Source organism: Aeromonas sp. sif0611 (assembly GCF_019218845.1).
GTDB classification, from domain to species: Bacteria; Pseudomonadota; Gammaproteobacteria; order Enterobacterales; family Aeromonadaceae; genus Aeromonas; species Aeromonas media.
This window is the reverse complement of sequence record NZ_JAHUWU010000001.1, coordinates 727,648-752,562: the sequence shown is the minus strand read 5'-3', so window position 1 is coordinate 752,562 and position 24,915 is coordinate 727,648. Positions and strand designations below refer to the sequence as shown.

General features: G+C 62.8%; 21 protein-coding genes. 9 read left to right on the top strand and 12 right to left on the bottom strand.

Annotated features, from left to right (window positions below):
• Window positions 1-15: 15 nt before the first annotated feature.
• The 7 genes from KW824_RS03230 to KW824_RS03200 all read right to left on the bottom strand — a co-directional run bounded on the left by KW824_RS03230 (window position 16) and on the right by KW824_RS03200 (window position 11,012).
• The gene (locus KW824_RS03230; protein ID WP_218408889.1) at window positions 16-573 is read right to left on the bottom strand and encodes a DUF1566 domain-containing protein; all 558 of its coding nucleotides are present in this window, start codon (window positions 571-573) and stop codon (window positions 16-18) included.
• Window positions 570-1,928 carry a DUF1566 domain-containing protein gene (locus KW824_RS03225; RefSeq protein ID WP_218409083.1) on the bottom strand — a complete coding sequence of 453 codons (1,359 nt, stop codon included), beginning with the start codon at window positions 1,926-1,928 and terminating at the stop codon, window positions 570-572. The genes KW824_RS03230 and KW824_RS03225 overlap by 4 nt, the downstream gene beginning before the upstream one ends.
• Window positions 1,929-1,990: 62 nt before the next feature.
• Window positions 1,991-4,405: a proprotein convertase P-domain-containing protein gene (locus tag KW824_RS03220; protein ID WP_218408888.1), complete on the bottom strand. Its 2,415-nt coding sequence runs from the start codon at window positions 4,403-4,405 to the stop codon at window positions 1,991-1,993.
• Between the two features lie 35 nt (window positions 4,406-4,440).
• Entirely contained in the window at window positions 4,441-6,483 is a 2,043-nt protein-coding gene (locus tag KW824_RS03215; RefSeq protein ID WP_218408887.1) for a prolyl oligopeptidase family serine peptidase, read from the bottom strand.
• The gene (locus tag KW824_RS03210; protein WP_218408886.1) at window positions 6,483-8,633 is read right to left on the bottom strand and encodes a TonB-dependent hemoglobin/transferrin/lactoferrin family receptor; all 2,151 of its coding nucleotides are present in this window, start codon (window positions 8,631-8,633) and stop codon (window positions 6,483-6,485) included. The genes KW824_RS03215 and KW824_RS03210 overlap by 1 nt, the downstream gene beginning before the upstream one ends.
• A gap of 260 nt (window positions 8,634-8,893) precedes the next feature.
• Window positions 8,894-10,741 (bottom strand): DUF3413 domain-containing protein, encoded by a 1,848-nt coding sequence (locus KW824_RS03205; protein WP_218408885.1) that lies wholly within the window; start codon window positions 10,739-10,741, stop codon window positions 8,894-8,896.
• A gap of 43 nt (window positions 10,742-10,784) precedes the next feature.
• Window positions 10,785-11,012: a DUF1414 domain-containing protein gene (locus KW824_RS03200; RefSeq protein WP_011705556.1), complete on the bottom strand. Its 228-nt coding sequence runs from the start codon at window positions 11,010-11,012 to the stop codon at window positions 10,785-10,787.
• A gap of 73 nt (window positions 11,013-11,085) precedes the next feature.
• On the opposite strand from KW824_RS03200, the gene yejK reads away from it, so the two are divergent.
• The 5 genes from yejK to KW824_RS03175 all read left to right on the top strand — a co-directional run bounded on the left by yejK (window position 11,086) and on the right by KW824_RS03175 (window position 17,562).
• Entirely contained in the window at window positions 11,086-12,147 is a 1,062-nt protein-coding gene (gene yejK / locus KW824_RS03195) for a nucleoid-associated protein YejK (protein WP_043130040.1), read from the top strand.
• Window positions 12,148-12,543: 396 nt separating this feature from the next.
• Complete coding sequence (gene malE / locus KW824_RS03190) at window positions 12,544-13,725, top strand: maltose/maltodextrin ABC transporter substrate-binding protein MalE (protein WP_005328161.1); 1,182 nt, start codon at window positions 12,544-12,546, stop codon at window positions 13,723-13,725.
• Between the two features lie 75 nt (window positions 13,726-13,800).
• Entirely contained in the window at window positions 13,801-15,453 is a 1,653-nt protein-coding gene (gene malF, locus KW824_RS03185; RefSeq protein ID WP_005328158.1) for a maltose ABC transporter permease MalF, read from the top strand.
• A 12-nt stretch (window positions 15,454-15,465) separates the two neighbouring features.
• Entirely contained in the window at window positions 15,466-16,356 is an 891-nt protein-coding gene (gene malG, locus KW824_RS03180) for a maltose ABC transporter permease MalG (protein ID WP_025326477.1), read from the top strand.
• 69 nt (window positions 16,357-16,425) lie between these two features.
• Window positions 16,426-17,562, top strand: coding sequence for an ABC transporter ATP-binding protein (locus KW824_RS03175; protein ID WP_043130037.1), 1,137 nt, complete (start codon window positions 16,426-16,428; stop codon window positions 17,560-17,562).
• 101 nt (window positions 17,563-17,663) lie between these two features.
• On the opposite strand, the gene ppk2 is transcribed toward KW824_RS03175, so the two are convergent.
• Window positions 17,664-18,479: a polyphosphate kinase 2 gene (gene ppk2 / locus KW824_RS03170; RefSeq protein ID WP_042648271.1), complete on the bottom strand. Its 816-nt coding sequence runs from the start codon at window positions 18,477-18,479 to the stop codon at window positions 17,664-17,666.
• A gap of 242 nt (window positions 18,480-18,721) precedes the next feature.
• On the opposite strand from ppk2, the gene KW824_RS03165 reads away from it, so the two are divergent.
• Complete coding sequence (locus KW824_RS03165; protein WP_218408884.1) at window positions 18,722-19,528, top strand: alpha/beta fold hydrolase; 807 nt, start codon at window positions 18,722-18,724, stop codon at window positions 19,526-19,528.
• A gap of 70 nt (window positions 19,529-19,598) precedes the next feature.
• On the opposite strand, the gene KW824_RS03160 is transcribed toward KW824_RS03165, so the two are convergent.
• The 3 genes from KW824_RS03160 to KW824_RS03150 all read right to left on the bottom strand — a co-directional run bounded on the left by KW824_RS03160 (window position 19,599) and on the right by KW824_RS03150 (window position 21,987).
• Window positions 19,599-20,408, bottom strand: a complete 810-nt coding sequence (locus KW824_RS03160; protein ID WP_218408883.1) for a MipA/OmpV family protein — start codon at window positions 20,406-20,408, stop codon at window positions 19,599-19,601.
• A 185-nt stretch (window positions 20,409-20,593) separates the two neighbouring features.
• Window positions 20,594-21,664 carry an AI-2E family transporter gene (locus KW824_RS03155; RefSeq protein WP_218408882.1) on the bottom strand — a complete coding sequence of 357 codons (1,071 nt, stop codon included), beginning with the start codon at window positions 21,662-21,664 and terminating at the stop codon, window positions 20,594-20,596.
• Window positions 21,665-21,744: 80 nt separating this feature from the next.
• The gene (locus tag KW824_RS03150) at window positions 21,745-21,987 is read right to left on the bottom strand and encodes a sulfurtransferase TusA family protein (RefSeq protein ID WP_218408881.1); all 243 of its coding nucleotides are present in this window, start codon (window positions 21,985-21,987) and stop codon (window positions 21,745-21,747) included.
• Between the two features lie 130 nt (window positions 21,988-22,117).
• Here KW824_RS03150 and KW824_RS03145 point away from each other — a divergent pair, with 130 nt between their 5' ends.
• Entirely contained in the window at window positions 22,118-23,572 is a 1,455-nt protein-coding gene (locus KW824_RS03145) for a M48 family metalloprotease (RefSeq protein ID WP_353852146.1), read from the top strand.
• A gap of 70 nt (window positions 23,573-23,642) precedes the next feature.
• On the opposite strand, the gene KW824_RS03140 is transcribed toward KW824_RS03145, so the two are convergent.
• Entirely contained in the window at window positions 23,643-24,122 is a 480-nt protein-coding gene (locus KW824_RS03140) for a TlpA disulfide reductase family protein (RefSeq protein ID WP_042648265.1), read from the bottom strand.
• Window positions 24,123-24,180: 58 nt separating this feature from the next.
• On the opposite strand from KW824_RS03140, the gene arsC reads away from it, so the two are divergent.
• Complete coding sequence (gene arsC / locus KW824_RS03135; protein WP_218408880.1) at window positions 24,181-24,531, top strand: arsenate reductase (glutaredoxin); 351 nt, start codon at window positions 24,181-24,183, stop codon at window positions 24,529-24,531.
• Window positions 24,528-24,908, top strand: coding sequence for a DUF2069 domain-containing protein (locus tag KW824_RS03130; protein WP_043130029.1), 381 nt, complete (start codon window positions 24,528-24,530; stop codon window positions 24,906-24,908). Before arsC ends, KW824_RS03130 begins: the two co-directional genes overlap by 4 nt.
• Window positions 24,909-24,915 lie beyond the last annotated feature (7 nt).

Sequence of the window (24,915 nt, the reverse complement as noted above, 5' to 3'; positions counted from 1 at the left end):
CCCCGCCCGGACTGCTCACCTTACCAGCAGCACCTGCTTTGCCCAGGAGCCGGGGGCCCGCATGCCGACGGCGCCACTGGTGATGTCCAGATAGGCGACGCCCTTGCTGGCGGGCACCGGGGTCGAGGACCAGAGGTAGACATAGCCGTCGTTCACCTCCTTGCCGTCCCCGGCCATGGCGCGGGGGAAGAGGGTTTCGTTCAATGCCGGCTTGTAGCAGGCGGATTCCAGTATGCTGGTGAGCTCCTTGATGGTGGGCAGGCGCCAATCGGTATGCCCGCCGAAACCGTGGAGGGCATGGCTCGGCTCGGTGCGGATCCGCTCTGCGGTCAGCAGGGCCTGTTGCCAGTAGAGCCGGGTCGGCTCGCCGCTGCAGCTTCCATTCTGCCAGCTTTGGCCGAGCTGGCAGCGCATCCAGGTGAGGCCGGAGGCCCGGTCGGTGACGGTGCCGTTGCCGCGATCCAGGAAGCGGGAGCTGGGGCTGGTGCGCGGCAGGGTGTCGTCGCAGATGGCGATGGCCAGTGCCAGCGGGCTGCACAGGGTGAGCAGCAGAGTCAGAAGATACTTGTTCATCGGGTTACCTCGGCCACAAGGCGCAGTTGTATGGCATTGATTTCATTTTCGTTCTGGACGCCATAGGGGTAATCGGTGCCCGCATCCTCCCCCAGGAACTGAGGGCTGATGACGGCGATGGGGACGCTCTCGAGGCGTCGGGATGGGGTCAGGGTCTGGGTCCAGTAGCTGCCATTGAAGTCGCCGCTCGAGGGACCGACGTCGGGGAAGTAGCGCACATCCAGGCTGACCAGCTGGCCATCCTGGCGGGCGAGGGAGCCGTAGTGTTGCAGACTGCCGAGCTCCAGGGCCGTGGGCAGGCGCCAGTGCCCTATGCCGCAGAGTCGTTGTCCATTGAGCCACTGACGATACTCCTCGGTGGAGCAGATGGCCTCCCCCTCTGGGCAGGCATAATCCAGCTCCGCCTGACTGGGGTGATAGTTGCCAAACTCCCAGGCGAAGACTTTGTGCAGATCCCTCGGGCTGTCGGCATCATCGAGCTTCTTCTCCCAGACGAGGCCGGTGTTGAGATCCTCCACGCACTCCCACTCGTCGGCATTGTCCGCCAGGGGCTGCCCCTTGCCGTCCAGCTTGCGATAGCGCAGGGGCGCCTGGCCCAGGCTCGCCTCCTGGCCCGGGTGATCCGCAGGCTCCTGGGTCAGCAGGTAATCCACCCCGTCCGTGTAGGTGGTGACGCCGCTGGCGGTCACCAACGCCCGGGGTTGCTGCTGCATCAGCACGGCGGCGAGTCTGGCCTGTTGGCTCAGGAGCTCGGGGCTTGCGGCAAAGTGCCGGGCGAGCTCGGGCAACAGGGTAACCAGCCCCTGCCAGATCTGGCGTTGGCGCTCGCCGGTGGCGAGACCGGGCAGGCTGGCGGCGTCATCCCGTGTCGTCAGGGCGAGCGCCTCCAGTGCCCTGTTGAACTCCTCCAGCTGCACCAGGGCCGCAAGTCCCTGACCCGGTTGCAGGGGCGCCAGGGCGAGCAGCAGTTCGGTCAGGGCCTGGGCTGGCGGGATCCCGTCCGCGACCCTGGTCTGCAACAGCGTACTCAAGGGGGTGGGGGTGAGGTGCTGATCGTCCAGGCGCGCCGCCGGGTGGGTCAGGGTCAGGGCGCCCGGATCCCGGGGGATGAACAGCAAGGGGCTGGTGAGCAGGCCGGGGGCGCTGGCGCTCAACTGGCGCGCGCCAGCCTCGCCACTGACCACAGGCTCGCCTGGCTCGCAGTTGTCGTTCTGGTTCAGGTTGACGCACAGGGTGCCTGCTGCGGGCAGGTTGACCGTCAGACGGTAGTCCGGCGCGGTCAGGGGCGCCTCATCGGATCCGCCTCCACCACAGGCGCTGAGCAGGGGGGCCAGCAGACAGGCCAGCGGGGTCATTCTCATCTTCATTTCTTGTCCTTGGCGGGGCCTTGGCCCCTCTTTACTTTTATGGGGATGGATCAGCCGCGACGGCAGAGGCGGCGCCAGAGGGTGAGCGGCAGCAGCCAGAGCAGGTTGACAGTGCCGCCCCCGCTGCTGTCCGCGGTGTCGAAGTGGATGATGCCGTCATCCGGCGGGGCGACGGGCTCACCACACTGGGCGCCTGTGCGCTGGCTGATGCTCCAGCCGGTGATGCGCCCCTGATGGCCCGGCTTGCTGTCCACCACCTCCAGGGTCCAGCGACCGGCCAGCGGCTCTCCCACCAGGGGGGTGAAGGGCTGCAGGGGCAGCAGCTCGGTGGGGAAGACCCCCTTGAGCCGTGGCAACGGGCTGTATCCCTTGTCCCAGATCTGGATGCGGGTGCCTGAGGGGGAGTTGAGCCAGATCTCCAGCTCATCCAGGGCCTGGTGTTGCAAGTCCAGATTCAGCTGCAGGCGATCGCTCACCCGGGCGTCACTCTTCTCCAGCACCAGGCTGGTTTCGCTGATGCCGCGTATCTCCTCGCTCTGGGCATCCTTGAGGGTCAGCGGCTGGCCGTTGGCCCGGCTGATGACGGGGGTGCCTATGGGCAGGGTGAGGGACTGCTGCCACTGACGCTCGGTCGGGCTGGTGCCGCTCATGGCGAGGCTCACCGGCAGGCTCATCTCGTCGCCACAGGTCAGCGGGCTGGCGGCCAGCAGTCGCACTGTGGTGGTGAGGCTGGCTCCGGCCGCCAGGGTGGTCGCTGACCAGGCCAGGGGATCGGCCTGCAAGCCGGCGGGCAGGGACAGGGTCAGGGCGTTGAGGGTCACCGGGCTGCTGCCGGCGTTGCTGAGGTTCAGTTGCACCGACTGACGCTGCCCCAGCGCAAGGGCGCTGCCCTCGGCCAGGGCGATGTTGACGGGGGCCTGCAGCAGCCCGTGCTGGCGAAACGCCTGCTCCAGATGGCGGGCATAGGAGCGCGCCGGATAGAGGCGTGCCGCCGTGTCCACGGTAATGCGGGCCAGCTGCGGCATGCGGATGGCGGGCCCTAAGCCGAAGTGAGACTCGATGACGAGGCGATCGAACTCGTCCCGCGCCTCTTCCCCGTGTTCGGCTACCGACGCCAGCAGGGCCTGGAACAGCGGGGTGCCCCACAGCTGATCCCCGTTGCTGCCGTTGATGGTGCGGTGGGCCGGGTAGTTGTAGTCCGGGTGGTAGCGGGCCCGAGCATCGTCCAGCTGGCGCGGGGTGCGGTCGGTGAAGCGGGCATCCCAGTTGAACACCATGGCGGGCTCGAACTGGCGGCCCGCCTCGCTGCGCTGGCGATGGCTGGCGGCCAGGAAGTCGCCGAAGCCCTCGCCGATGGCGCCCCAGTCCCCCTCTTCCCCGAGATCCGGCACTATGTGGTGCTGCACCCCGTGGCCGAATTCGTGCCAGATCACCATGGGATCCTCGGCATCGGGGACGCCGCTGCGGCCCAGCTCCAGCCGGCGCTCGAACGGATCATAGAGGGAGTTGTCCTGATAGCCTGCGTCCGTGTCGACGTCGAGGGCGCCGGGGATGAGGTCGGTGAAGCCGAGGGCCTTGAGGTGGCGCTGGGCGAGATCCAGGTGGTAGTAGGCGTTGATGTCGGCAAAGCCCGGGTTGTCCCGGGTCAGGCGAAAGGCCTGCTGGTTGTCTGTCCCGTAGGGGGCCATAGTGGGCTCGATGGCATCCACCACCCTGGCGTGGGGGCCGCTCAGCACATAGTCCGAGTCCTGCAGGCTGACCGGCAGGGAGACCTTGTCCTGATAGGCGGCATCCGCCAGCACCAGGGCCTCGTGCCAGACCAGGCTGGCGTCTTGCAGCTGGGTGCGGGGATCGGGATCGAACACCCGCGCCAGGACGCGCTGATCCCCCGCATCCGGAGTACGCTGCGCCTGGGTGCTTGCCTGATCGCCCCAGCGGCCGAGCTCGCGATCCCCCTCGCAACTGGCAAACAGCTGGACCCGGGTGGCCTTGGCATTGCCCTCCTTGTGCTCGCTCACCCGCTGGCGCAGGGCCGGCACCAGGGTGTCGCCGTCACGCCAGTACCAGGCTTCGACCGGCCCCTGCGGGTCTATCCGGCTGCCGTCGGCGCGCAGCAAGTCCAGCAGGGGATCCAGGCTGGTGCTGGCATCGCAGCCGGGCGCGGCGCTCTGCAAGGGGCGCAGATTGTGATAGAGGCGCCAGGGTCTGCCGGCGCCGTCTATGCTGACGGCGGCCTGGGTGGTGGCCACCGGCAGGCCGTTGACCAGCATGCGGAAGCTATGGTGATGGCCGAGCAGGCTGGCCCTGTCGTAGTCGGGGGTGAGCGTCACGCCGAGGCGCTGCTCCAGCCAGGCCTGGGGCGTGGTGGTCAGGGGGGGCTCATCGACAAACTGCAGTTCGGCCGCCAGCAGGGGCTGGGGGAGCAGGGTTGCCGCCAGCCAGAGGGCCAGGGAGGAGGGTTTCATGGGTGACTCCAAAACAGAAAAGGTGAATGCGGACATCAGTGACGGACTCCAGCCAGGGAGAGCAGGAAGGCATATTCACGGGCAGCCTTCTGCTGCGCGGTGCCCGCACTGGCGAGATGGCCGCCGTCGAGTTCGGTGTGCAGCAGATAGGGACCGGCCCCTGTGCTGTGGGCCCGCAGGCGGGCCAGCCACTTGAGCGGCTCCCAGTAGGGCACCTGGCTGTCGTGCAGCCCGGCCGTCACATAGAGGGGCGGGTAGGGGACCGAGTGCAGGTTGTCGTAGGGGCTCAGGCGGCGCATGGCCGCATAGTCGGCCGGGATGGCCGGATTGCCCCACTCCCCGTACTCCTGGCGGGTGAGGGGCAGCTCGGGATCCTGCATGGTGCCGAGCAGGTCGACGAAGGGGACCTGCAACACGGCCCCAGCGAAGCGGGTCGGTGCCTGATTGAGGGCCGCCGCCACCAGCAGGCCGCCGGCGCTGCCCCCCATGGCGAACAGCCGGTCGGGATCGATGGCGGGATCCCGGGCCAGGCTGTCTGCCACCGCCAGGAAATCGTCCACGCTGTGTTGCTTCTGCTGGCCGCGACCCTCCTTGTACCACGCCTCCCCCAGCAGACCCCCGCCGCGCACATGGGCGATGGCGTAGACGAAGCCGCGATCCAGCAGGCTCAGCACCTGGGGCTGATAGTAGGGGCGCATGGGGGTACCGTAGGCGCCATAGCCGTAGAGCAGCAGCGCCTTGGGCGCCTGGATCTCTTTGCGCCACACCAGGGAAACCGGCACCCGGACGCCGTCCTTGCCCACCACCCAGCGCCGCTCGCTCTGATAGAGGGGGCTCGCGACCGGTTTGTCAGCGGCTTGCCATTGACCGGAGGCGAGATCCAGCCAGCGCTGGTGCGGCGCCTCGGCCATGCCCTGGCGGCGGATCAGGATCTGCTGGCTGGCGGGAGCATGGGCCCCCTGGATCCAGGCCGTGCCGGCTCCTTCGGTGAGCGCCAGGCTGTGGGTCAGCTTGCCCTCTGCATCCAGCACATCGAGCCAGTCGTCCCCTGCCTTGCGGTATTGCAGCACTGTGTGGCGGGCAAACAGGCGCCACTTCTCGAGCTCCCGGCCCTCGCCGGACCAGAGGGGCTGCCAGGGACCAGCCGCCAGGCTCGTCAGGCTGGGCACCTGATAAAGCCCCATGACCCCGTCCCGGTTGCTCTTGACAAGCACCCTCTCCCCCAGGGTATCCAGATAGTATTCGAGCCCATGTTCACGGGCCCTGAGCAGGCTCGGGCCGCCCTCATCCAGCAGGTATTGCTCCGAGCCGTCGTGGTTGTTGCTCTGCAGCACCAGGTGGCGGTTGTCCGTGGTGCGATAGAGGCTGAGCAGCCAGGCGGGATCGGCCTCCTGGTGCACCAGCGCCTCCTTGCCGGCCTGCCAGGCCCACAGCTGCCAGGGACGAAGGGTATGGCGCTCGTTGGCGATGGTGTAGAGGGTCTTGCCATCCAGGCTCCAGAGCAGGTCGCTGGCCCTGTGGGTCAGGGTGGTGAGCGTCTCGCCACTCTCCAGATCCAGCACTGTGATGCGGTAGTCCCTGTCCCCACGGCTGTCTTCGGCCAGGGCAAGCAGGCGGCCATCCGGGTGCAGGGCCCAGGCGGCGATCTCGTAGTAACCCTCGGCGGGCTGACGGGGGGCCAGCCGCTGGCGGGGGGTAGAGCGGGCGTCGCTGCGCTGCCACAGGCTGCCGTCCGCCTCCATGCGCCACTGACTGCCCGCCTGAGTCAGCCACTCCTCTGGCAGGGGCTCGCCCCGCTCCCTGGCCTGCCACTCCCCTTGCAGCGTTGTTTCGAGGGGTTGTTGGGCGGCGAGTTGCTCGTCGGTCCAGCGATTCTGCTCGCGCAGCAGCGCCAGCAGCTCGGGGGAGCGGCGGCTGTCGTCACGCCAGCCGCCATAGGGATCGAGGCGGGCTATCTCCCCCTTCATCAGTTGTGGACGCTCGGGGATAAGGGGTACTGCCTCCTGGGTTGCCCCAGGAAGCGGGGCGGCAGGGGCTGGGGTGGCCAGCAGGCTGGCCAGTACAAACAGGCTGTGCATCAGATCCCCACGAAGGTGTAGCGCAGGCTGGCACTCAAGGTGCGCCCGCTCTGGGTGAAGAGGGAGGCGTCGGTACCGGCTTCCAGCCCGGCCACGTCCTGATAGCGGGTGTAACGGGTGTCGAACAGGTTATCGAGCTTGAGGTTGACCTTGAGGGCATCGGTGATCAGCCAGTCCGCCGTCATGGCGAGACTGAACCAGCCCGCGCTCGTGAGGCAGGCATCCTGGCTCTTGGTCAGGCTGTTGCCGCAGCTGGGCACTCTGTCCATGGCCGCGGCGTAGTCCGCCTGCACCCCCAGGCTCCAGTCATGGGTCTGGTAGCTCAGGCGAGTGTTGCCCTCCAGCGGGGTCAGAGTGCGCAGCGCCTCGCCCTGGCTGTCTTCCCCGTCGACCCAGCCGAGCTTGGTGGCCAGCTCCCACTCCTGGGTCAGCCAGTAGCTGGCGGCGATTTCCGCGCCCCAGGTCTCGGCCTTGGCCACGTTGCGGTACTGGCGCAGGATGACGCCGTCACTCAGGCGCAGCCCCACCTCGCGCCAGTCGATGAAGTTGTAGTAGCGGTTGTAGAAGAGGGCCGGCTTGATGCTCCAGTTTTCCCCCTCGCCGCTGAGCCCCCACTCAAAGCTGTGGCTGGTCTCCTCCTTCAGATCCGTGTTGGCGATGATCTGGAATGGCGGCAGGGCGAAGTAGTGGGGAATGTTGCCGTACACCTTGTCGTAGGAGGGGGCCCGAAAGCCGTTGGCATAGCTGAGCCAGCTGCGCCACTGCTCGTTGACGCGGTAGCTGGTGGCCAGGCTCGGGGAGAGATGCCAGCTGTGGTTCTCGCCCTGGTTGCCATCTTGCGGGCGCAGCCACTGGTGATCCATGCGCAGGGTGGGGGTGAACTGCCACCGGCCCAGGGTCGCCACGTCGCCGAGCCAGACGCCGGCCCGGTCGGTGCGGGCACTGCTGAAGGGCTCGGACTGGCTGGGCTGGGGCACCCCCGCCTCCAGGCTCAACTTCTCCACCGGCCGCTCGTGGCGGGTACGCTCCAGCTCGACGCCGTAGCTCAGCTTGTGGGCGATGGTGCCGGTGACGAGATCCCGGCGTACGTCCAGCTCGCTGCCGACCCTCTCTTCGGTGAAGGTGGAGAGCTCCCGCTCGCTGCGGTAGCGGGGATAGCCGCTCAGCAGGTCGTTTTGCAGCAGGCTGCGCTTGGTGGCGCTGTTCTTGGAGTGGTTGCCATAGAGGCTCCAGGTGAATTGATCCGCCAGCAGACTGCCGAGATCGCTCGCCTCCCAGCCAAGCTTGCCCCCCTGGGTGCGCTGGCTGCCCTGCTCGTGGTATTGGCGCACCTGCCACTTGCCGTCGGGCTGTGGCACTTCGCGCGGTCCCTGATCCCGCTTCGCATTGTCCTCGAAGTAGTCGAGCTCCAGGCGCAGCAGGTGGTGATCGCTTAACGGGAAGCGGGAGCTGGTGGAGGCGCTGAGGCCGTCCAGATCCGCCGGGATGCGGCTCTCGTCATAGTTGGCGGTCTCGTGCCCCTGCCAGCCGGAGACCCGCAGCAGGTGCTCGCTATCCAGTACCCGGGCGGCGCCGGTGGCGCTCAGCTTCTGCTTGTCGCTGCTACCGTCATGCAACACCTTGCTGCCGAGATAGGTATCCTGCCCCTGCAGGTAGTCCTCCGGCTGCTTGGTAGAGATGACAATGGTGCCGCCGATGGCGTCGGAGCCATGGAGAGAGGAGCCGGCACCCTTGGCGACCTCTATCTGCTTGACGTCATCGAGATCGAAGCTGAAACGGCCCACCTTGTCGTTGAGGTCGTCGGCGCCGAAACCGTCGCTGACCCGCACCCCATCCTTGATGATGAGCACCCGGTTGCCGCCCATGCCGCGGATGATGATGTTCTGCGGCCGACCGGCCGAGCCGGTCACCGAGACCCCGGGTTCGTTCTTGAACACGTCGGTGAGCTCGGTGGCGACCTGGCGATCCAGATCGTCTTGTGTGATGACGGTGATGGAGCCTGAGACATCGGACAGCTTCTGCTCGATGCGCTGCCCCTTGACCACTATGGTCTCGTGGGCCCTGGGTTCTGGATCTGTCCCAACGGGATCGCTGGCGGCCAGGGCTGTACCGGACAGCAGCATGGGCCAGTAGTGAAGCAGTGTTTTCATTGTTGATAATGATTTTCATTTAAACCTGAAGGGCGCGGATTATTGCAGATGAACCTCTTTCCATCAACGATTGATAATCATTATCATCTTTGTTTTATGATCTTGATCGAATTGATTTTTTTGAGAGATGAATCAGTAGGTGCAGGGCATATGCTTGCGAAGGGCACTGACCGGGGGAGGGGAAGTGGAGTGTCCCGCCTGGATCTTGAGACAATAAAAAGCCCGCCGAGAAGGCGGGCTGGTTGGAGGCGTGTGAGCACCTATGGGGTGCGATAGAAGCGGTTGAGCTCGTTCATCACCTGGATCATGGCTCCCATGTCCGGGGTGCCGTGCTTGATGGGGCGATAGGTGGCGCGATCCAGCAGTTCGAAGTCACCCTGCTTGTTGAACTGGGTGATGGTGTTGTCCTGATAGATGGCAAAGTCATTCTGATCGCCAGCCAGCAGCCAGTTGCGCGGGCTGGTGTCGAACAGGCTGCGCCCCGTGCTGTAGTCGCGAGGGGGATTGCGTACCCCCAGCATGCTCTTCATCAGGGTCGGCACCAGATCCAGGTGGCTGCTTGCCTGCTCCTGTGGCTGGCTATCGATCCCCGGCCAAGCGAGGACCAGGGGAACCTGCACCTGATAGGGGGAGTAGTTGCTGCCATAGCCCCAGCTGTTGCTCTGGGTTTCGTTGAACTCCTGGCCGTGATTGGAGGTGATGACGACTATGGTCTGCTCGCCGAGCCCCTGCTGCTGCAGTTGGGAGAGCATCTGCTCCAGCAGTTGGTCGGTGTAGAACACCGAGTTCTTGTAGCGATTCTCCAGCTTTTGCAGGTTCTCGGGTTTGTAGGCGGTAGCCGGGTTGAACCGGGTCAGCTCGGGCTGGAAGGGGCCCTTGAGGCTGGCGGGCACCTGATAATCTCCCGGGCTAGAGAGATAGACCAGAGAGAACCAGGGTCTGTCCGCCGTGCGTGTGCCAAGCCACTGCTGCCAGTCGCCAATGAGGCGTGTATCGTCGGTCTGGCGGGAGACAAACACCTGCTTGCGCAGGCCGGCGAGCAGGCTCTGCTGATATTGCTGGGCATCTTCCAGCGCACCGAACAAGCCGAACTGGTAGTCCTGGCGCAGCATCTCGTCGAACAGCACCGGCGGACGCTTGTCGGCACGGATATCGCCATAGTAGTGGCCCGGCAGCCCGTAGAAGAGGCTGAACATCCCCATGGCGTCATCGTTGCCGCCACTCATGTGGTTGGCAAAGTTGAGGTGTTGATCCGCATAGCGCTGCAGATTGGGCATGTTGATGTTGTTGAGCATGTCGGCCCGCAAGGAGTCGACCACCACCACCAGCAGGTTCTTGTGCTCGGCCGGGGCACTCACGCTGAGGGGGCGCAGGGGGTAGAGCAGGCGATGCTCGGCGCTACCCTGGTTCTCTGCCTTCTTCTCATACTGCTCGAGATCGAGCCAGCCATGCTTGGCCAGGAAGCTTCTGGCTGTCATGGGGTAGGAGAGCGGGAAGTTGGCGCGCTGCATGGTGATGGGCTGATACAGGGTTGCATCGGCCCAGCTGTTGACGAGGTGAGTCAGCATGAAGCAGACCAGCAAGGCCAGCCCCACCTGATTGCCGTACTGGCGGCGTTTGCGCTTGTTGATCTTGCGCCACACATAGGCCGACAGCAGCAGTTGCAGCAGGAAGATGGTGGGCACGGCGACGAAGATGATGCTCCAGATAGAGCCCTCTTCGGTCTGGGCCTGATCCAGCAGCAGTTGCCACACCTGGCCATTCAAGTGGAACTTGAACAGCTGGAACACCTGGGTGTCGATGAGCAGCAGCACCTGCGCCAGGGTGGCGATGATGGCCGAGATGAAGCGCAGCGGCTTCTCCCTGGGCAGCACGAAGCTCAAGGGGAAGACGGTCAGCAGATAGGTGACGAAGCTCAGGAACGAGAAGTGACCTATCCAGCTGATGATGAGATAGGTGACCCCGAGCGTGGTCGATGGCCAGCTGATGGAACCCAGGTATCGGGTCGCGATCAGCATGGCCAGGATGATGTTGAAGAAGGAGAACCAATGCCCCCAGGTGATCAGGCGAGAGACATTATCACGATAGGGGTTGCCGGTTTCGACCATAATGATCCATCTGCTTGAAAAACATCAAAGAATGCGAAGAAACTCAGTGAGCATCGTGGCGATGATCCACCGAGGCGGTGAGCGCCTGGATGTACTTCTCGGTGATCGCCTGACGCTGGGCCGGGGCCATACCGTTGATGATGTTGGTGGTCAGGTTGCCAAGCACCATGAGACTGAGATCCACCGGCGCCTTGTGTTTCTCCAGGGCGGTGATCAGGTCGTTCATCAGGGCGTCAAACTGCTCGTTATTGTACTTTGATACGATGGGCATAATCTTGGGTTCATCTCGGTTCAAAGCGCCTTATAATACTTCACCCTTTCGGCTAACACTATGGCTTTGTGACATGAGTCTCGATATCGACAAGATCATTCTTCACTCCCTGCGCGCCGGCAATGACGGTCAGCCGCACGCCGATACCCGCAGTCAGACTCTGCCTGCCGACGAGGCGGTGCAAGGGCTGATGGCAGAACTGCATCGCATCTACAACGGCAAGGGTGGCAAGGGCTTCGGCTTCTTTGCCGACCCGGAAGCCGACGTCGCCGAGCTGGCAGAAGGTGAAGAGGCTCCCAGACAGCCGTCACCGGCCTTTCGCATCGCCCTCGAACAGCTGCTTGGCGAGCAGACCGAATTCGTCCCCTTCTCTATTACCCTGACCCAGATGCTGGTCAAACAGTTGGTGGAGCACGCCTTGGACGAGCAGGGCGTGTTGCTGATTGCCAAATACAACTATGTCGGGGTCGATTATCTGATGGTTGCCCTGCTGGAGGGCAAGGAGAGCGTCACCGTCAGCGAGGCGCTGGACCTGCGTCACATTCATTATCTGGATATCGGCAAACTCAACCTGGTGGCCCGCATCGATCTGACCGAGTGGAAAACCCAGCCGGACTCTCGCCGTTATATCACCTTCAGCAAGGGGCGGGTCGGCCGCAAGCTGGGGGACTTTTTCATGGACTTGCTGGGTGCCCGCGAGGGCATGGATGCCAAGGTGCAAAATAAAGGCTTGCTGCAGGCGGTGGACGATTACTGCGACAGCCGTCAGCTCGAACCCGCCGAGCGCAATGATTACAAGAAACAGGTCTTCAAATATTGCACCGAACAGGCGAGCGCCGGTGAAGAGATCGAGATCAAGGAGCTCTCGGCGGAGCTCTCCGCAAAAGAAGCGGGAGGTGGCGACCTCGATTTTTACAGCTTCATCGGTCAGGAATACGAGCTGGAGGAACGCTTCCCGGCGGACAGATCCACCCTGCGTGGCCTGACCAAGTTCGTCGGTTCCGGCGGCGGCCTGACCTTGAGCTTCGAGCAGAAGCTGTTGAACAGTCGGGTGTTTTACGATCCCCAGACCGACACGCTGACCATCCGTGGTGTGCCGCCCAACCTCAAGGATCAGCTGCTGCGCCAGTCATAATGTGATCTACTCGCCATTTCTGGCAAAAAGGCATCGGAGTCCGCTCCGATGCCTTTTTATTTAAGGGGGAGATGAACTTGGAATCCGGCTTGGTACTTTTGTTAACACATTAAACAAAATAATGGAGATGAAAGGGTTTTCATTGAGGTGAAACCCCTTTCATTGGTGTAAATTTATTTCTTTTTGGTAATTAGTTTTCTGTGCAAGGCCAAAAATATGGCGATAAATCCCGATAAGTCGCTGAAATAAGAAAATGTTTTCATAACTTTCTGGAAGAAAATACGTAATTGCATTTCAAAAATGCGAGGCGTGTCATGTGAGGCGTTGCAGGCTTGGGATAATATTCATCTCGCACACAATGCTCTTACAGCGCGGAACTAATACAAGGAAAGGCTCATGAAAAAGAAATTGCTGTCATCCCTGATCGGTCTGGCTACCCTGGGTGTGGCTTGTTCAGCCACTGCTGCGATTGACGAAGGTCAGCTGACCATCTGGATCAACGGTGACAAGGGCTACAACGGCCTGGCCGAAGTAGGCAAGAAGTTCGAAGCCGAGACCGGCATCAAGGTGACCGTCGCTCACCCGGATCAGGTAGAAGTGAAGTTCCAGCAAGCCGCCGCCACTGGCAACGGCCCGGACATCTTCTTCTGGGCTCACGACCGTTACGGTGAGTGGGTCAAGGCCGGTCTGCTGGTGCCCGTGACGCCGAACGCCGCCACCAAGGCCAAGTTCGAGCAGTTCGCCTGGGACGCCATGGCTGTCGATGGCAAGACCTATGGCTACCCGGTCGCGGTGGAAGCCGTCAGCCTGATTTACAACAAGGATCTGTTGCCCAATCCGCCGAAGACCTTCGAAGAGATCGCCAAGATCGACGAAGAGATGAAGAAAAATGGCAAGCGCGCCATCATGTGGGCTTATGACACCCCTTACTTCAGCTACCCCCTGGTGGCTGCCAACGGTGGCTATGCCTTCAAGAAGACCGCCACCGGTTATGACGTGAAAGACACCGGCGTGGCCAACGCGGGTGCCAAGGCGGGCGTCGGCTACATCTCCGAGATGATCAAGTCCGGTCACCTGGAGAAGGGCATCGACTACGGTGTCATGGATGCCAAGTTCAATAAGGGCGAAGTGGCCATGATGATCAACGGCCCCTGGGCCTGGAGCAACCTGGACAAGAGCGGCATCAAGTACGGCGTAGCGCCGCTGCCGACCCTGAAGGGTAATCCGGCCAAGGCCTTCGTCGGCGTACTGGGTGCCACCATCAACGCCGCCAGCCCGAACAAGGATCTGGCCATCGAGTTCCTCGAGAACTACCTGCTGACCGATGCCGGTCTGGCACCGGTGAACGCCGACAAGCCGCTGGGTGCCGTGGCGCTGAAGTCCTTCCAGAAGACTCTGGAAACCGACCCCAACATCAAGGCCACCATGCAGAACGCCCAGAATGGCGAGCCGATGCCGTCCGTGCCTGAGATGAGCCGTTTCTGGTCTTCCTTCGAAACTGCCCTCAAGAACGTCACCTCTGGCCGTCAGAGCGTTGACGAAGCCCTGGATACCGCTGCCAAGCGCATCGTCCAGTAAGCACGCACTACCGGGGAGGCCGCAACGGCCTCCCACTCTCTCAAATCTCTCTTGGCGCAATAAAGGTTAATTGGCATGGAAGTAGTACCTTCTATTGAATCCTATGCCGGTCCGAAGAAAGACAAGTACGTCTGGCTGAAGTGGACCATGGCGGCACTGATCGCAGTGCTTAATGGTTATGCGGCCGTGATGATGTATGCCAGCGGTGAGTGGGTGTTTGCCCTGCTCGATCTGGTGGTCGTTTCCGTCGGTCTCTATGTCTTCATGAACAAGAAGACCTATGCCCACCGCTATATTTTCCCCGGTGTGGCAGGCATGGTTGTTTTTATCATCTTCCCTCTTGCCTACACGATCGGCATCGCCTTCACCAACTATTCGGGGTCCAACTTGCTCTCCCTCGAGCAGGCACGGGATTTCCATCTGAAAAAAATCTATAAGGTGACCGGCGGTGAATTCGATTTCACCCTTCTGGGTGGTGAGAACAATCAGTTTCAGCTGCTGCTGCAACAGGACGACCAATCCTTTATCAGTCAACCCCTTACCTTGCTGAACAACAAGGCACGTGAACTGGCCGTCCGTGAGGGCCGGGTTCATGACGAGCCACAGGCTGTTCAGTTGCAACCCCTGAACGGGGAAGCGATCGACCAGGCGGCACCCATCCGTGCCATCGTCGATCACCGTACTCACCTGAGTGCTCTGGATCTGGTGCTGCCCGAAGGCAATATTCACCTGACCCTGAGCAGCCTGCGCAAGTTCGCGGCGCAAAAGCCCCTCTACACCCAGCTGGTGGACGGAGCCGTGCTCAAGTCCGGTGTCGTTATCAAGGACGGCAACCTGCTGCGTGACAACCAGAGTGGCGAGCTGATGCTGCCCAACGGCGATACCGGCTTCTATCAGTACATCGATGCGGAAGGTCATTTCGTTGGCAAGGGCATAGCCCCGGGCTTCGTGGTGAGCGTGGGCTGGAAGAACTTCGTACGCATCATGACAGACCCGGGTATCCAGGGTCCCTTCATGCAGATCTTCGTCTGGACCGTGATCTTCTCCGCCTGTTCCGTGGCCTTCACCCTGGCCATCGGCATGGTGATGGCGTGTCTGGTGCAGTGGGAGCAACTCAGGGGACGCGGTTTCTACCGTGTCATGCTGATCCTGCCCTATGCGATACCGGCGTTCATCTCCATCCTGGTGTTCAAGGGCTTGTTCAACCAGAACTTTGGCGAGATCAACCTGTTCCTGGAAGCGGCGTTCGGCATCAAGCCGGACTGGTACACCACCCCCTTCCTGGCCAAGGTGATGATCCTCATCGTCAACACCTGGCTCGGCTATCCCTACATGATGATCCTCTGCATGGGGCTGCTCAAGGCCATCCCGGAAGATCTCTATGAGGCATCCGCCATGGACGGTGCGGGTCCGGTACAGAACTTCTTCAAGATCACTGTGCCGCTGCTGATGAAGCCGCTGACGCCCCTGTTGATTGCATCCTTTGCCTTCAACTTCAACAACTTCGTGCTTATCCAGTTGTTGACGAACGGCGCGCCGGACATCATAGGGGCCAGTACCCCGGCCGGGACCACGGATCTGCTGGTGAACTACACCTACCGGATCGCGTTCCAGGGCTCGGGTGGTCAGGACTACGGTCTGGCCAGTGCCATCGCCACCGCCATCTTCCTGATCGTCGGCGCGCTTGCACTGCTCAACCTGAAATTGTCCAAAGCGGACAAGCTGTAAGGAGGCTTTTCAATGGCTATCGTACAACCCAAATCAGTGAAATACCGGGTGTGGGCAACCCACCTGGTCATGTGGGGCTTCCTCGCACTGATCATCTTCCCGGTGATCATGGTTATCGCCATCTCGTTCCGTAACGGCAACTTCTCGGTGGGGGAGATCATCCCCTCCAATCCGACTCTGGATCACTGGAAGCTGGCGCTCGGCATGTCCATCACCAACGCCGATGGCAGCATCACGCCGCCACCGTTCCCGGTGCTGACCTGGTTGTGGAACTCCATCAAGATCGCGGGCATCACCGCCCTGATGATAGTGGTGCTCTCCACCACCTGTGCCTATGCGTTTGCCCGCCTGCGGTTCCGTGGCAAGCAGACCATCTTGCAGGGGATGCTGATCTTCCAGATGTTCCCGGCGGTGCTGGCACTGGTGGCCATCTATGCGCTCTTCAACAAGATTGGTGACTACATCCCCTGGTTGGGTCTGAACACCCACGGCGGCCTGATCCTGGCTTACATGGGCGGCATCGCGTTGCACGTGTGGACCATCAAGGGCTACTTCGAGACCATCGACTCCTCCCTCGAGGAAGCGGCGGCCATCGATGGTGCGACTCCCTGGCAGGCATTCCGGTTGATCCTGCTGCCCTTGTCGGTGCCCATCCTGGCGGTGGTGTTCATTCTGGCCTTCATCGGTTCCATCACCGAGGTGCCCGTGGCCTCCATCCTGCTGCAGGATGTGAACAACCTGACCCTGGCGGTCGGTGCCCAGCAATACCTCTATCCGCAGAACTATCTGTGGGGTGACTTCGCCGCAGCCGCCGTGTTGTCCGGTCTGCCCATCACAGTGGTGTTCCTCATGGCGCAGCGCTGGTTGGTCGGTGGCCTCACCGCGGGCGGTGTGAAAGGTTAAGGTTAATGGCCGGGGGAGCAGGCTCCCCCGGCCGTCACGATTTGCAAAGATTCAAGAGCGGAGCTCGTCATGGCTGAAGTAGTACTCAACAATGTTCGCAAGAACTACGATCCGGCGGTCCACAAGGACACGCTGCGCAACATCAACCTCGCCATCAAGGAAGGGGAGTTCATCGTCTTCGTCGGCCCGTCCGGTTGCGGCAAATCCACTCTGCTGCGGATGATCGCAGGGCTGGAAGACATCACCAGCGGTGAGCTGACCATCGGCGGTCGTTACATGAACGACGTGCCGCCGGTGGAGCGCAACGTGGGCATGGTGTTCCAGTCCTACGCCCTCTACCCGCACATGAACATCTACGAGAACATGGCCTTCGGTCTGAAGCTCAAGAAGATGGACAAGGAGAACATCCACAAGCGGGTAATGCGTGCCGCCGAGATCCTGGGGCTCGAGCCTCTGCTGGACAGAAAGCCCAAGGCGCTCTCCGGCGGTCAGCGCCAACGGGTGGCCATCGGCCGCTCCATCGTCCAGCAGCCGCAGGTGTTCCTGTTCGATGAACCCCTGTCGAACCTGGATGCTGCCCTGCGGGTCAAGATGCGCATCGAGATCGCCAAGCTGCACAAGGAGCTCAACTCCACCATCATCTACGTGACCCACGATCAGGTGGAGGCCATGACCCTGGCCAACCGCATCGTGGTGCTGAGCCCGCTCAAGGGCGAGGCGACCACCAACCTGGAGCAGTTCGGCACCCCGCTTGAGCTCTACCACAACCCGGACAACAAGTTTGTGGCGGGCTTCATCGGCTCCCCCAAGATGAACTTCCTGGCGGGCGAGCTGCTGGAGATCGGCGAACAGGAGTGCGTGGTCAAGCTGACCTCCGGCGACACCGTGCGTGCCCGGGTCGATGCTCGCAGCGGCGCAGTCGGTGACAAGGTGGAGCTGGGCATTCGTCCCGAGCACCTGGTACCGCTCGATCATGCCCATGCCGACAGCAAGGTGAGCGGCGTGGTGCAGGTAGCCGAGCACCTGGGTGCCGAGTCCTTCGTCTACATGGACGTGGATGGTCACGATTTCACCGTCAAGGCCAGCTCAGACGTGGACGTGGCCACGGGTCAGGAGTACAGCGTCGGCATTCCGGCGGAGGCTTGCTACCTGTTCGATGCCAAGGAGCAGGCGTTCCCGCGCACCGCCAGATATATCCGTACTTGATGATTTTTTTGCGTTGGTTTTCTTTAGTATTCAATGCCTTTTTGCCGGTCGAAAGACCGGCTTTTTATTGCCTGTCGTTTCGGTAACCGAGCCGGCAGGGTTCAGGCTTCGAGGTCGGCGGTGATGTCGGGCACGAAGGTCTGGCTGGTCAGGGGCGGGCGCTCATAGCCCTCGGTCTTGATGGGGGGCAGGGTGATGGGCTCGTAATGGATCGCCTCGTAGGGCACCTTGCCGAGCAGGTGGGCGATGCAGTTGAGGCGGGCGCGACGCTTGTCGTCGGCATCGACCACGAACCAGGGGCAGTCCTCGGTATCCGTGTAGGTGAACATGTCATCCTTGGCGCGTGAATACTCCACCCAGCGGGAGCGGGATTGCAGGTCCATGGGGCTGAACTTCCAGCGCTTGATGGGGGTGTTGATGCGCTCCTTGAAGCGCTTCTCCTGCTCCTCGTCACTGACCGAGAACCAGTACTTGATGAGGGTGATGCCGGAACGAGTCAGCATCCGCTCGAACTCGGGGCAGGCGCGCAGAAACTCGCGGTATTCGGCGTCGGTGCAAAAACCCATCACCCGCTCCACTCCCGCCCGGTTGTACCAGGATCGATCGAACAGCACCATCTCGCCCGCCGACGGCAGGTGGGCGGCATAGCGCTGGAAGTACCACTGGGTGCGTTCCCTGTCCGAGGGGGCGGGCAGGGCGGTGACCCGGCAGACCCGAGGATTGAGCGGCTCGGTGATCGCCTTGATGACGCCCCCCTTGCCGGCGGCATCGCGTCCCTCGAACAGCACCACCACCTTGAGTCCCTCCTGCTTGACCCACTCCTGCAGCTTGACCAGTTCCTCGTGCAGGCGGGCGAGGCTGTGCTCATAGGTTTTCTTGTCCAGGCGCGGGCGTTTCTTGCTCTTTTCCTTCTGCATGGTCTTCTCCTGTTCGAGTCCTTTCTGTGGGTTGCCCCAGCTTGCCCCAGGGAGGCGCCACTGCCAAGGCCGACGTGTTACACTGCCGCCCCATCGCTGGCAGCAAGACAGAAGAAAACATGAGGCAATGTATGGCGATTGATACTGCCGCCTCATCAACCGCTGGCAATAGAAAAAACGAAGCCATTTATGGCGATTTTGCACGGCCGTCTCATCATCAGCCGCTGGCAACAGGAGATAACATGAAGCATTTTATGGAGATAGCGGGTCGCCGCATGGCCTATCTGGACGAGGGGCAGGGCCCTGTGCTGCTCTTTGGCCACAGCTATCTGTGGGACAGTGCCATGTGGGCGCCGCAAGTCGAGGCGCTCAAGGGCAGCTATCGCTGCATCGTCCCCGAGCTGTGGGGCCACGGTGATTCCGACGTGCTCCCTGACGGTGGTTGCACCCTGGCAACCCTGGCCCGAGATCACCTGGCACTGCTCGATGCCCTCCACATCGAGCAGTGCGTGCTGGTGGGGTTGTCGATTGGCGGCATGTGGGGCGTGGAGCTCGCGCGCATGGCCCCGGCGCGGCTCAAGGGACTGGTGCTGATGGATACCTTCGTTGGCTGGGAGCCCCAGATCCCCTGTGAGCGCTACCTCGGCATGCTGGCGATGATAGAGCAGCTGGGCACCCTGCCGGCCCCCATCATCGAGCAGGTGGCGCCGCTCTTCTTCGCCCATGAGCCGGATCCCGCCCTGATGAGCGGCTTCAAGGCGCGGCTCGCCCAGTGGCCAGCGGACCTGGTGGCGAGTCTGGTGGCGGTGGGGCGCAGCTTCGTGACCCGGGAGGATCGCATCGAGTGGCTCGAAGAGATGGCGATGCCGAGCCTGGTGATGACAGGCTGCGAGGACAAGGCGCGCCCGGTGCTGGAGGGCTATCTGATGGCCGAGGTGCTGAACTGCCCCTTCAGGGAGATACCGGCTGCGGGCCACATCTCGACCCTGGAGAACCCCGAGTTCGTCAACCGGACGCTGGCCGAGTTCCTGGCCGGGTTGCAAGGGTGATGCATTGCCCGATAGCACAAGAAAAGGAGCCATGGGCTCCTTTTCTGTTATTCAGTCCTGCCGGATGGGGTTACCAGATATAGCCCACGCCGAAGCCAGCGTAGAGTTCGCCATCGTGCTGGACGATGGGGCTGTTGGCGATGTCGTCGTCGTAGCGTTCGTAGTTGGCGGCAAACATGCCGATCCAGTGGGGGCTGAAACGGTAGCTGGTGATGATGGCCACCATGGGGGAGAGGGTGGTGCCCGTGTCCCACTCGGGGCGCTGTGCCCTGGCTTCGCTGCCCGAGACGCCGCCAAAGTAGTAGTTCGCCATCTTGTCGCTGCGGATCATCATCCCCATGCCGGGCATGATGAGCAGCTTGTCCCGCAGTATGGGGAAGTCGGCCCACAACAGCAGTTCCTGGCCGTTGCTGCGCCCGGTCACGTCCGTGCTGAGGCGGGTGCTGAGCAGGGCGTAGGGGGTGATGAGGCTGGCGCCGACGCCCCCTTCCAGCTGCCACTTGCGCTGCTCCATGCCCGCGAGTTCGGGGGCATCGTCCGGGTCGAGATTGCCAAAGCGTACCCGGCCGTAACCGTAGGCGGCGAAGTTGTCATCCTTGTGGAAGTAGTAGCGGGCCCTGTCTCCGAGGAACATGAACTGATCGCCGAAGTAGACGGCACCCGGCACCGCCAGGGCCGTGTCGTCCTGCCCCTGATAGCGGGCATCGCCACCGATGACGGCACCGCCCAGCACCAGCCCCTTGGGCACCGGGCTGGTGGGGCTGTCCTGCACGAAGATATCGAGGGAGCCGAGATCGACCTCGGCCCGGGCCGGGGTGACGAACAACAGGGTCAGGAGCGCGCCAAGGGCGGCGCGGTGCAGGGGGCGAACAGGGGGCATGGACTGATCCTTCAGAGTCGGGGCTGCCAGAGCATACTGCCGATGACCTTGTCAGTGAAGCCTGTTTTTATTTGAAATTCAAGTCGATAGCGTCACAGTGTCCCGCCTGGATTCAGGCGGGAACGGAGTCTGTGGTCGACGAGATCGCGGCAATAACAGAAAAGAGGCGGCGGCCTCTTCCGTCATCAGGGGGCGGGGCGGGGAAGATCGTCCCGTTTGGGCCAGGCGTTGAGCACCGCTTTCACCAGGGTCGCCAGGGGAATGGCGAAGAAGACGCCCCAGAAGCCCCAGAGCCCGCCGAACACCAGCACGGCGATGATGATGGCCACCGGGTGCAGGTTGACCGCCTCGGAGAAGAGCAGGGGTACCAGCAGGTTGCCGTCGAGGGCCTGAATGACCAGATAGGCTACCATCAGCCAGGCGAAGTCCGGGGTCAGTCCCCACTGGAACAGGGCCACCATGGCGACGGGCACGGTCACCGCCACGGCCCCAATGTAGGGGATGAGCACGGAGAAACCGACCGCCACCGCCAGCAGCACCGAGTAGCGCAGCCCCATCAGGGCGAAGGGCACATAGGTCGCCACCCCGACGATGAGGATCTCGATCACCTTGCCGCGGATGTAGTTGATGATCTGGTCGTTCATCTCCACCCATACCCGGTTGACCAGGGTGCGGTTGCGGGGCAGGAAGCGACGCAGGCCGCCCATCAGCACCTGCTTGTCCTTGAGCATGAAGAACACCATCAGGGGCACCAGGATGGCGTAGATGAGGATGGCCACCACGTTGATGAGGGAGCTGAGCGAAGCGCTCACCAACTGCTCGCCCCCGGTCAGGATGCGCTGGCGGATGTTGTCGATGATGGTCTCGACCAGGCTGACGTCGATGATCTCCGGGTACTTCTGTGGCAGGGTGCGCACAGCGTCCTGGGCATGGGCCAGCATGGACGGCGCCTCCTTGGCGAGGTTGACGCCCTGGCTCACCAGTGTGGGAATGAGGCCCAGCACCATCAGGGTGGTCACCGTGATGAACAGCAGCAGCACCAGGCTGGTGGCGAAGGTACGGGAGAGCCCGGTGCGTTGCAGCCGGCTGACCGGCCACTCCAGCAGGTAGGCCATCACCACGGCCACCAGCAGCGGCGCCAGCAGATCGCCGAACAGCCAGAGCACCGCGAAGCAGAACACCAGCAGCAGGAACAGGGTGACGGCATCGGGGTCGGAAAAACGGGTCTGATACCAGCGCTTCAATACATCTAACATCGAGGCTTCCTTGGTTTATCGGGTCATGGCGATGGAAAGGGTCGATCCGGTGTTGGGCCATATCATGGGCATTGGCACCATCATGATGGCCGGTTTTGGACGACGAGCAGCAGGGTGAGAGCGGCTTCCGACTCCTGCAGGCGCTGCACCTGATGGCCCTGCCGCAGCAACCAGGCCGGAATGTCTTGGCGGGAGCCGGGATCCTTGAGCAGGATCAGCAGGGATTGACCGGCCCGGGCGCCGCGCAACCAGAGCTTGAGCCGGATCAGCGGCTCCGGGCAGCGCCAGGGGGTCAGGTCGAGCTGTTCCCAGTGCGGTTCCATATCGGGGGAGGCTCCATGGTGCGTGATGGTCGTCATTATGGCCGCGATGGGAGGGCGAAACAACGCTTGTAGGCCTTGATGGGCAAGGGTATTCTGCCCCCGAGCACTTTCTGATGGAGATAGAAACACAGTGGCCCGCTTTTCCCCCTTGATGGCATCACTTCCCCTGCTGGTCTCCCTGATGGGTGCCACCTTTCATGCCCAGGCGAACAACCAGTTGCCCGACATCGGCACCGCCGGGGTCGCGGCCCTGCCCATCGAGCAGGAAGTGCGCTATGGCAACGCCTTCATGCGGTTCGCCCGGGCGGGCTTGCCCATCATCGATGATCCCGTGCTGAACGAATACATCGACGATCTGGGTCAGCGATTGCTCACCAATGCCGACGGGGTACGTTTCCCCTTTACCTTCTTCCTCATCAACGATCCCAGCATCAACGCGGCCGCCTTCCTCGGCGGGCGGGTCAAGGTGCACACCGGCCTCTTCCTCTACGCCGACAGTGAGAGCGAGCTGGCCTCGGTGCTGGCGCACGAAATCACCCACGTGACCCAGCGCCACATCGCCCGTTACATGGAGGCGCAGGCGAGCAGCTCGGCCATGACCCTGGCTGGCCTGGTGGGCTCCATCGCGCTCGCGGTGATCAACCCCACCGCCGGTATCGCCGCGCTGCAAACTACCCTCGGGCTCTCCATGCAGTCGGCCATCAACTATACCCGTGACAACGAATACGAGGCGGATCGCATCGGCATGAAGACGCTGTATGACGCCGGTTTCGATCCCATGGGCATGGCCAACTTCTTCCAGAAGCTGGCGGCGGAGTATCGCTACGCCAGCAAGCCGCCCGAGATGCTGCTCACTCACCCCCTACCCGAGACCCGGATCAGCGAAGCCCGCGCCCGGGCGGGCAGCTATGGCCGCCGAGCCTTGCCCCCCAGTCTCGACTTCTGGCTGGCCAAGGTGCGCATCCAGGTGCGTTATGGCACCGAGAGCCCCCAGGCGCTGCTCACCTATTTCGACAGCCGCCTGCAGAAGGGGGACTACCCTCTCAAGGACGCCGCCACCTATGGCAAGGCGCTGGCCCTGTTGCAGCTCAAGCGCACCGACGAGGCCGATACCCTGATGCAGGGGCTGGCCGCCCGCCATCCGGAAGATCTGTTCGTGGTGGATGCCCTGACCGACATCGATCTCGCCAAGGGGCGCAGCGCCCAAGCCATCGCCCGGCTGGAACGCTTCCGCACCCGGATGCCGGACAACGAGGTGGTAGTGGTCAACCTCGGCAACGCCTATCTGGAAGGGGGCAATTACCAGAAGTCCATCGCCATCCTGGACCCCTATGCCCGGGAGCACGACGAGAACAGCCTGGCCTGGAGCCTGCTGTCGGACGCCTATCGCAAGGCGGGACGGATGACGGATCTGCACATGGCACGGGCGGAGACCCTCTCCCTGCGCGGCGACTACCAGGCGGCCATCGACGAGCTGATCGTGGCCCGCGGCACCACCAGCGACAAGCTGACCCTGGCCCGCATCGAGGCGCGCATCACCCAGCTGGAGCGGGCGAAGAAGGATCTGGACAGCCTGAAGGGCTAGTCCGGCTCACCGCTCCTGTGACGCAACGGGGTGCTCCAGCGATGGGGCACCCCGTTTCGTCATGGGGCCATCAGGGCTGTGCTGCAGCCCAGGCTCTGAGGTCGGCGAGCCTGTGTTCATCTATCTCTCCCACCAGTGTCTCCTGCAACCGGCCCTCGCCATCGAGCAGGTAGCTGGTGGGCAGCGCGCCGGGTCTGGGGAAGGGGAGGCTGGCTTCATCGAGGGGCACCATCAGGGGGACGGCTATCTGATGGCGCCGGGCCAGCTCGGCCAGCTCACCGGGGGAGGCGGGATCATAGTTGATGGCGATCACTCCAATCCGCCCCTCCCGGTGCAGCGCCGCGAGCAGGGGCATCTCCCGTAGACAGGGGGCGCACCAGGGGGCGAAGTAGTTGACCAGCAGCGGCTTGCCCGCCAGGGCGCTCAGGCTGATGCTCTTGCCCGTCTCGTCGGTGAAGTCGGGCGCCGGGCTGCAGGCCCCCAGCAGGGTCGCCACAATCAGCCAACAGATTCGTTTCATTTCCATATCCTTCCCGCTTACCCTGCCCATCCGTTTCCCCTACAATAGCGCCATTTGTTGTCCCATCTTGCAATATCAGGGAGTTACCATGAGCGAGACCCAAATCTATCACAACCCGCGCTGCTCCAAGAGCCGTGAAACCCTGGCCTTGCTGGAACAGCACGGAATAGCCCCGGAGGTGGTGCTCTATCTGGAACAGGCGCCGAGCGAAGATGATATCCGCACCCTGTTGAGCCAGCTCGGCTTTCGCGATCCGCGCCAGCTGATGCGCACCAAGGAAGATCTTTACAAGGAGCTGGGGCTGGCCGAGATGAGCGGCGATGCCCTCATTCGCGCCATGCACCAGCATCCGAAGCTTATCGAACGCCCCATCGTCATCAAGAATGGTCAGGCCCGCATCGGCCGTCCGCCCGAGCAGGTGCTGGAGATCCTCAAGTGAGCACCCGCTTCGCCCGTCTGCTGACCCTGGTCGGCTTCTTCGGTCTGCTGGGCTGGGTCATCCTCTGGCATCTGTGGCTGTCACCCCATCCGGATCTCAATCCCTGGCTGCTGCCGGTGATCTGGACGGTGCCGCTGCTCTTCCCCCTCAAGGGGATAGTGCAGGGCAACCCTTACACCCATGCCTGGGGCAACTTCGTGCTGATGCCCTACTTCCTCCACGCCCTCACCCTGATCACCACGGATGAAGGGGAGCGGTGGCTGGCGGTGGTGGAGCTGGTGTTCACCACTCTGGCCTTCGTCGGCACCATCTATTACGCCCGCCTGCGCGGTCGTGAGCTGGGCCTGAGCATTCGCAAGAAGAAGGAAGATCGCTGAGCCGCGC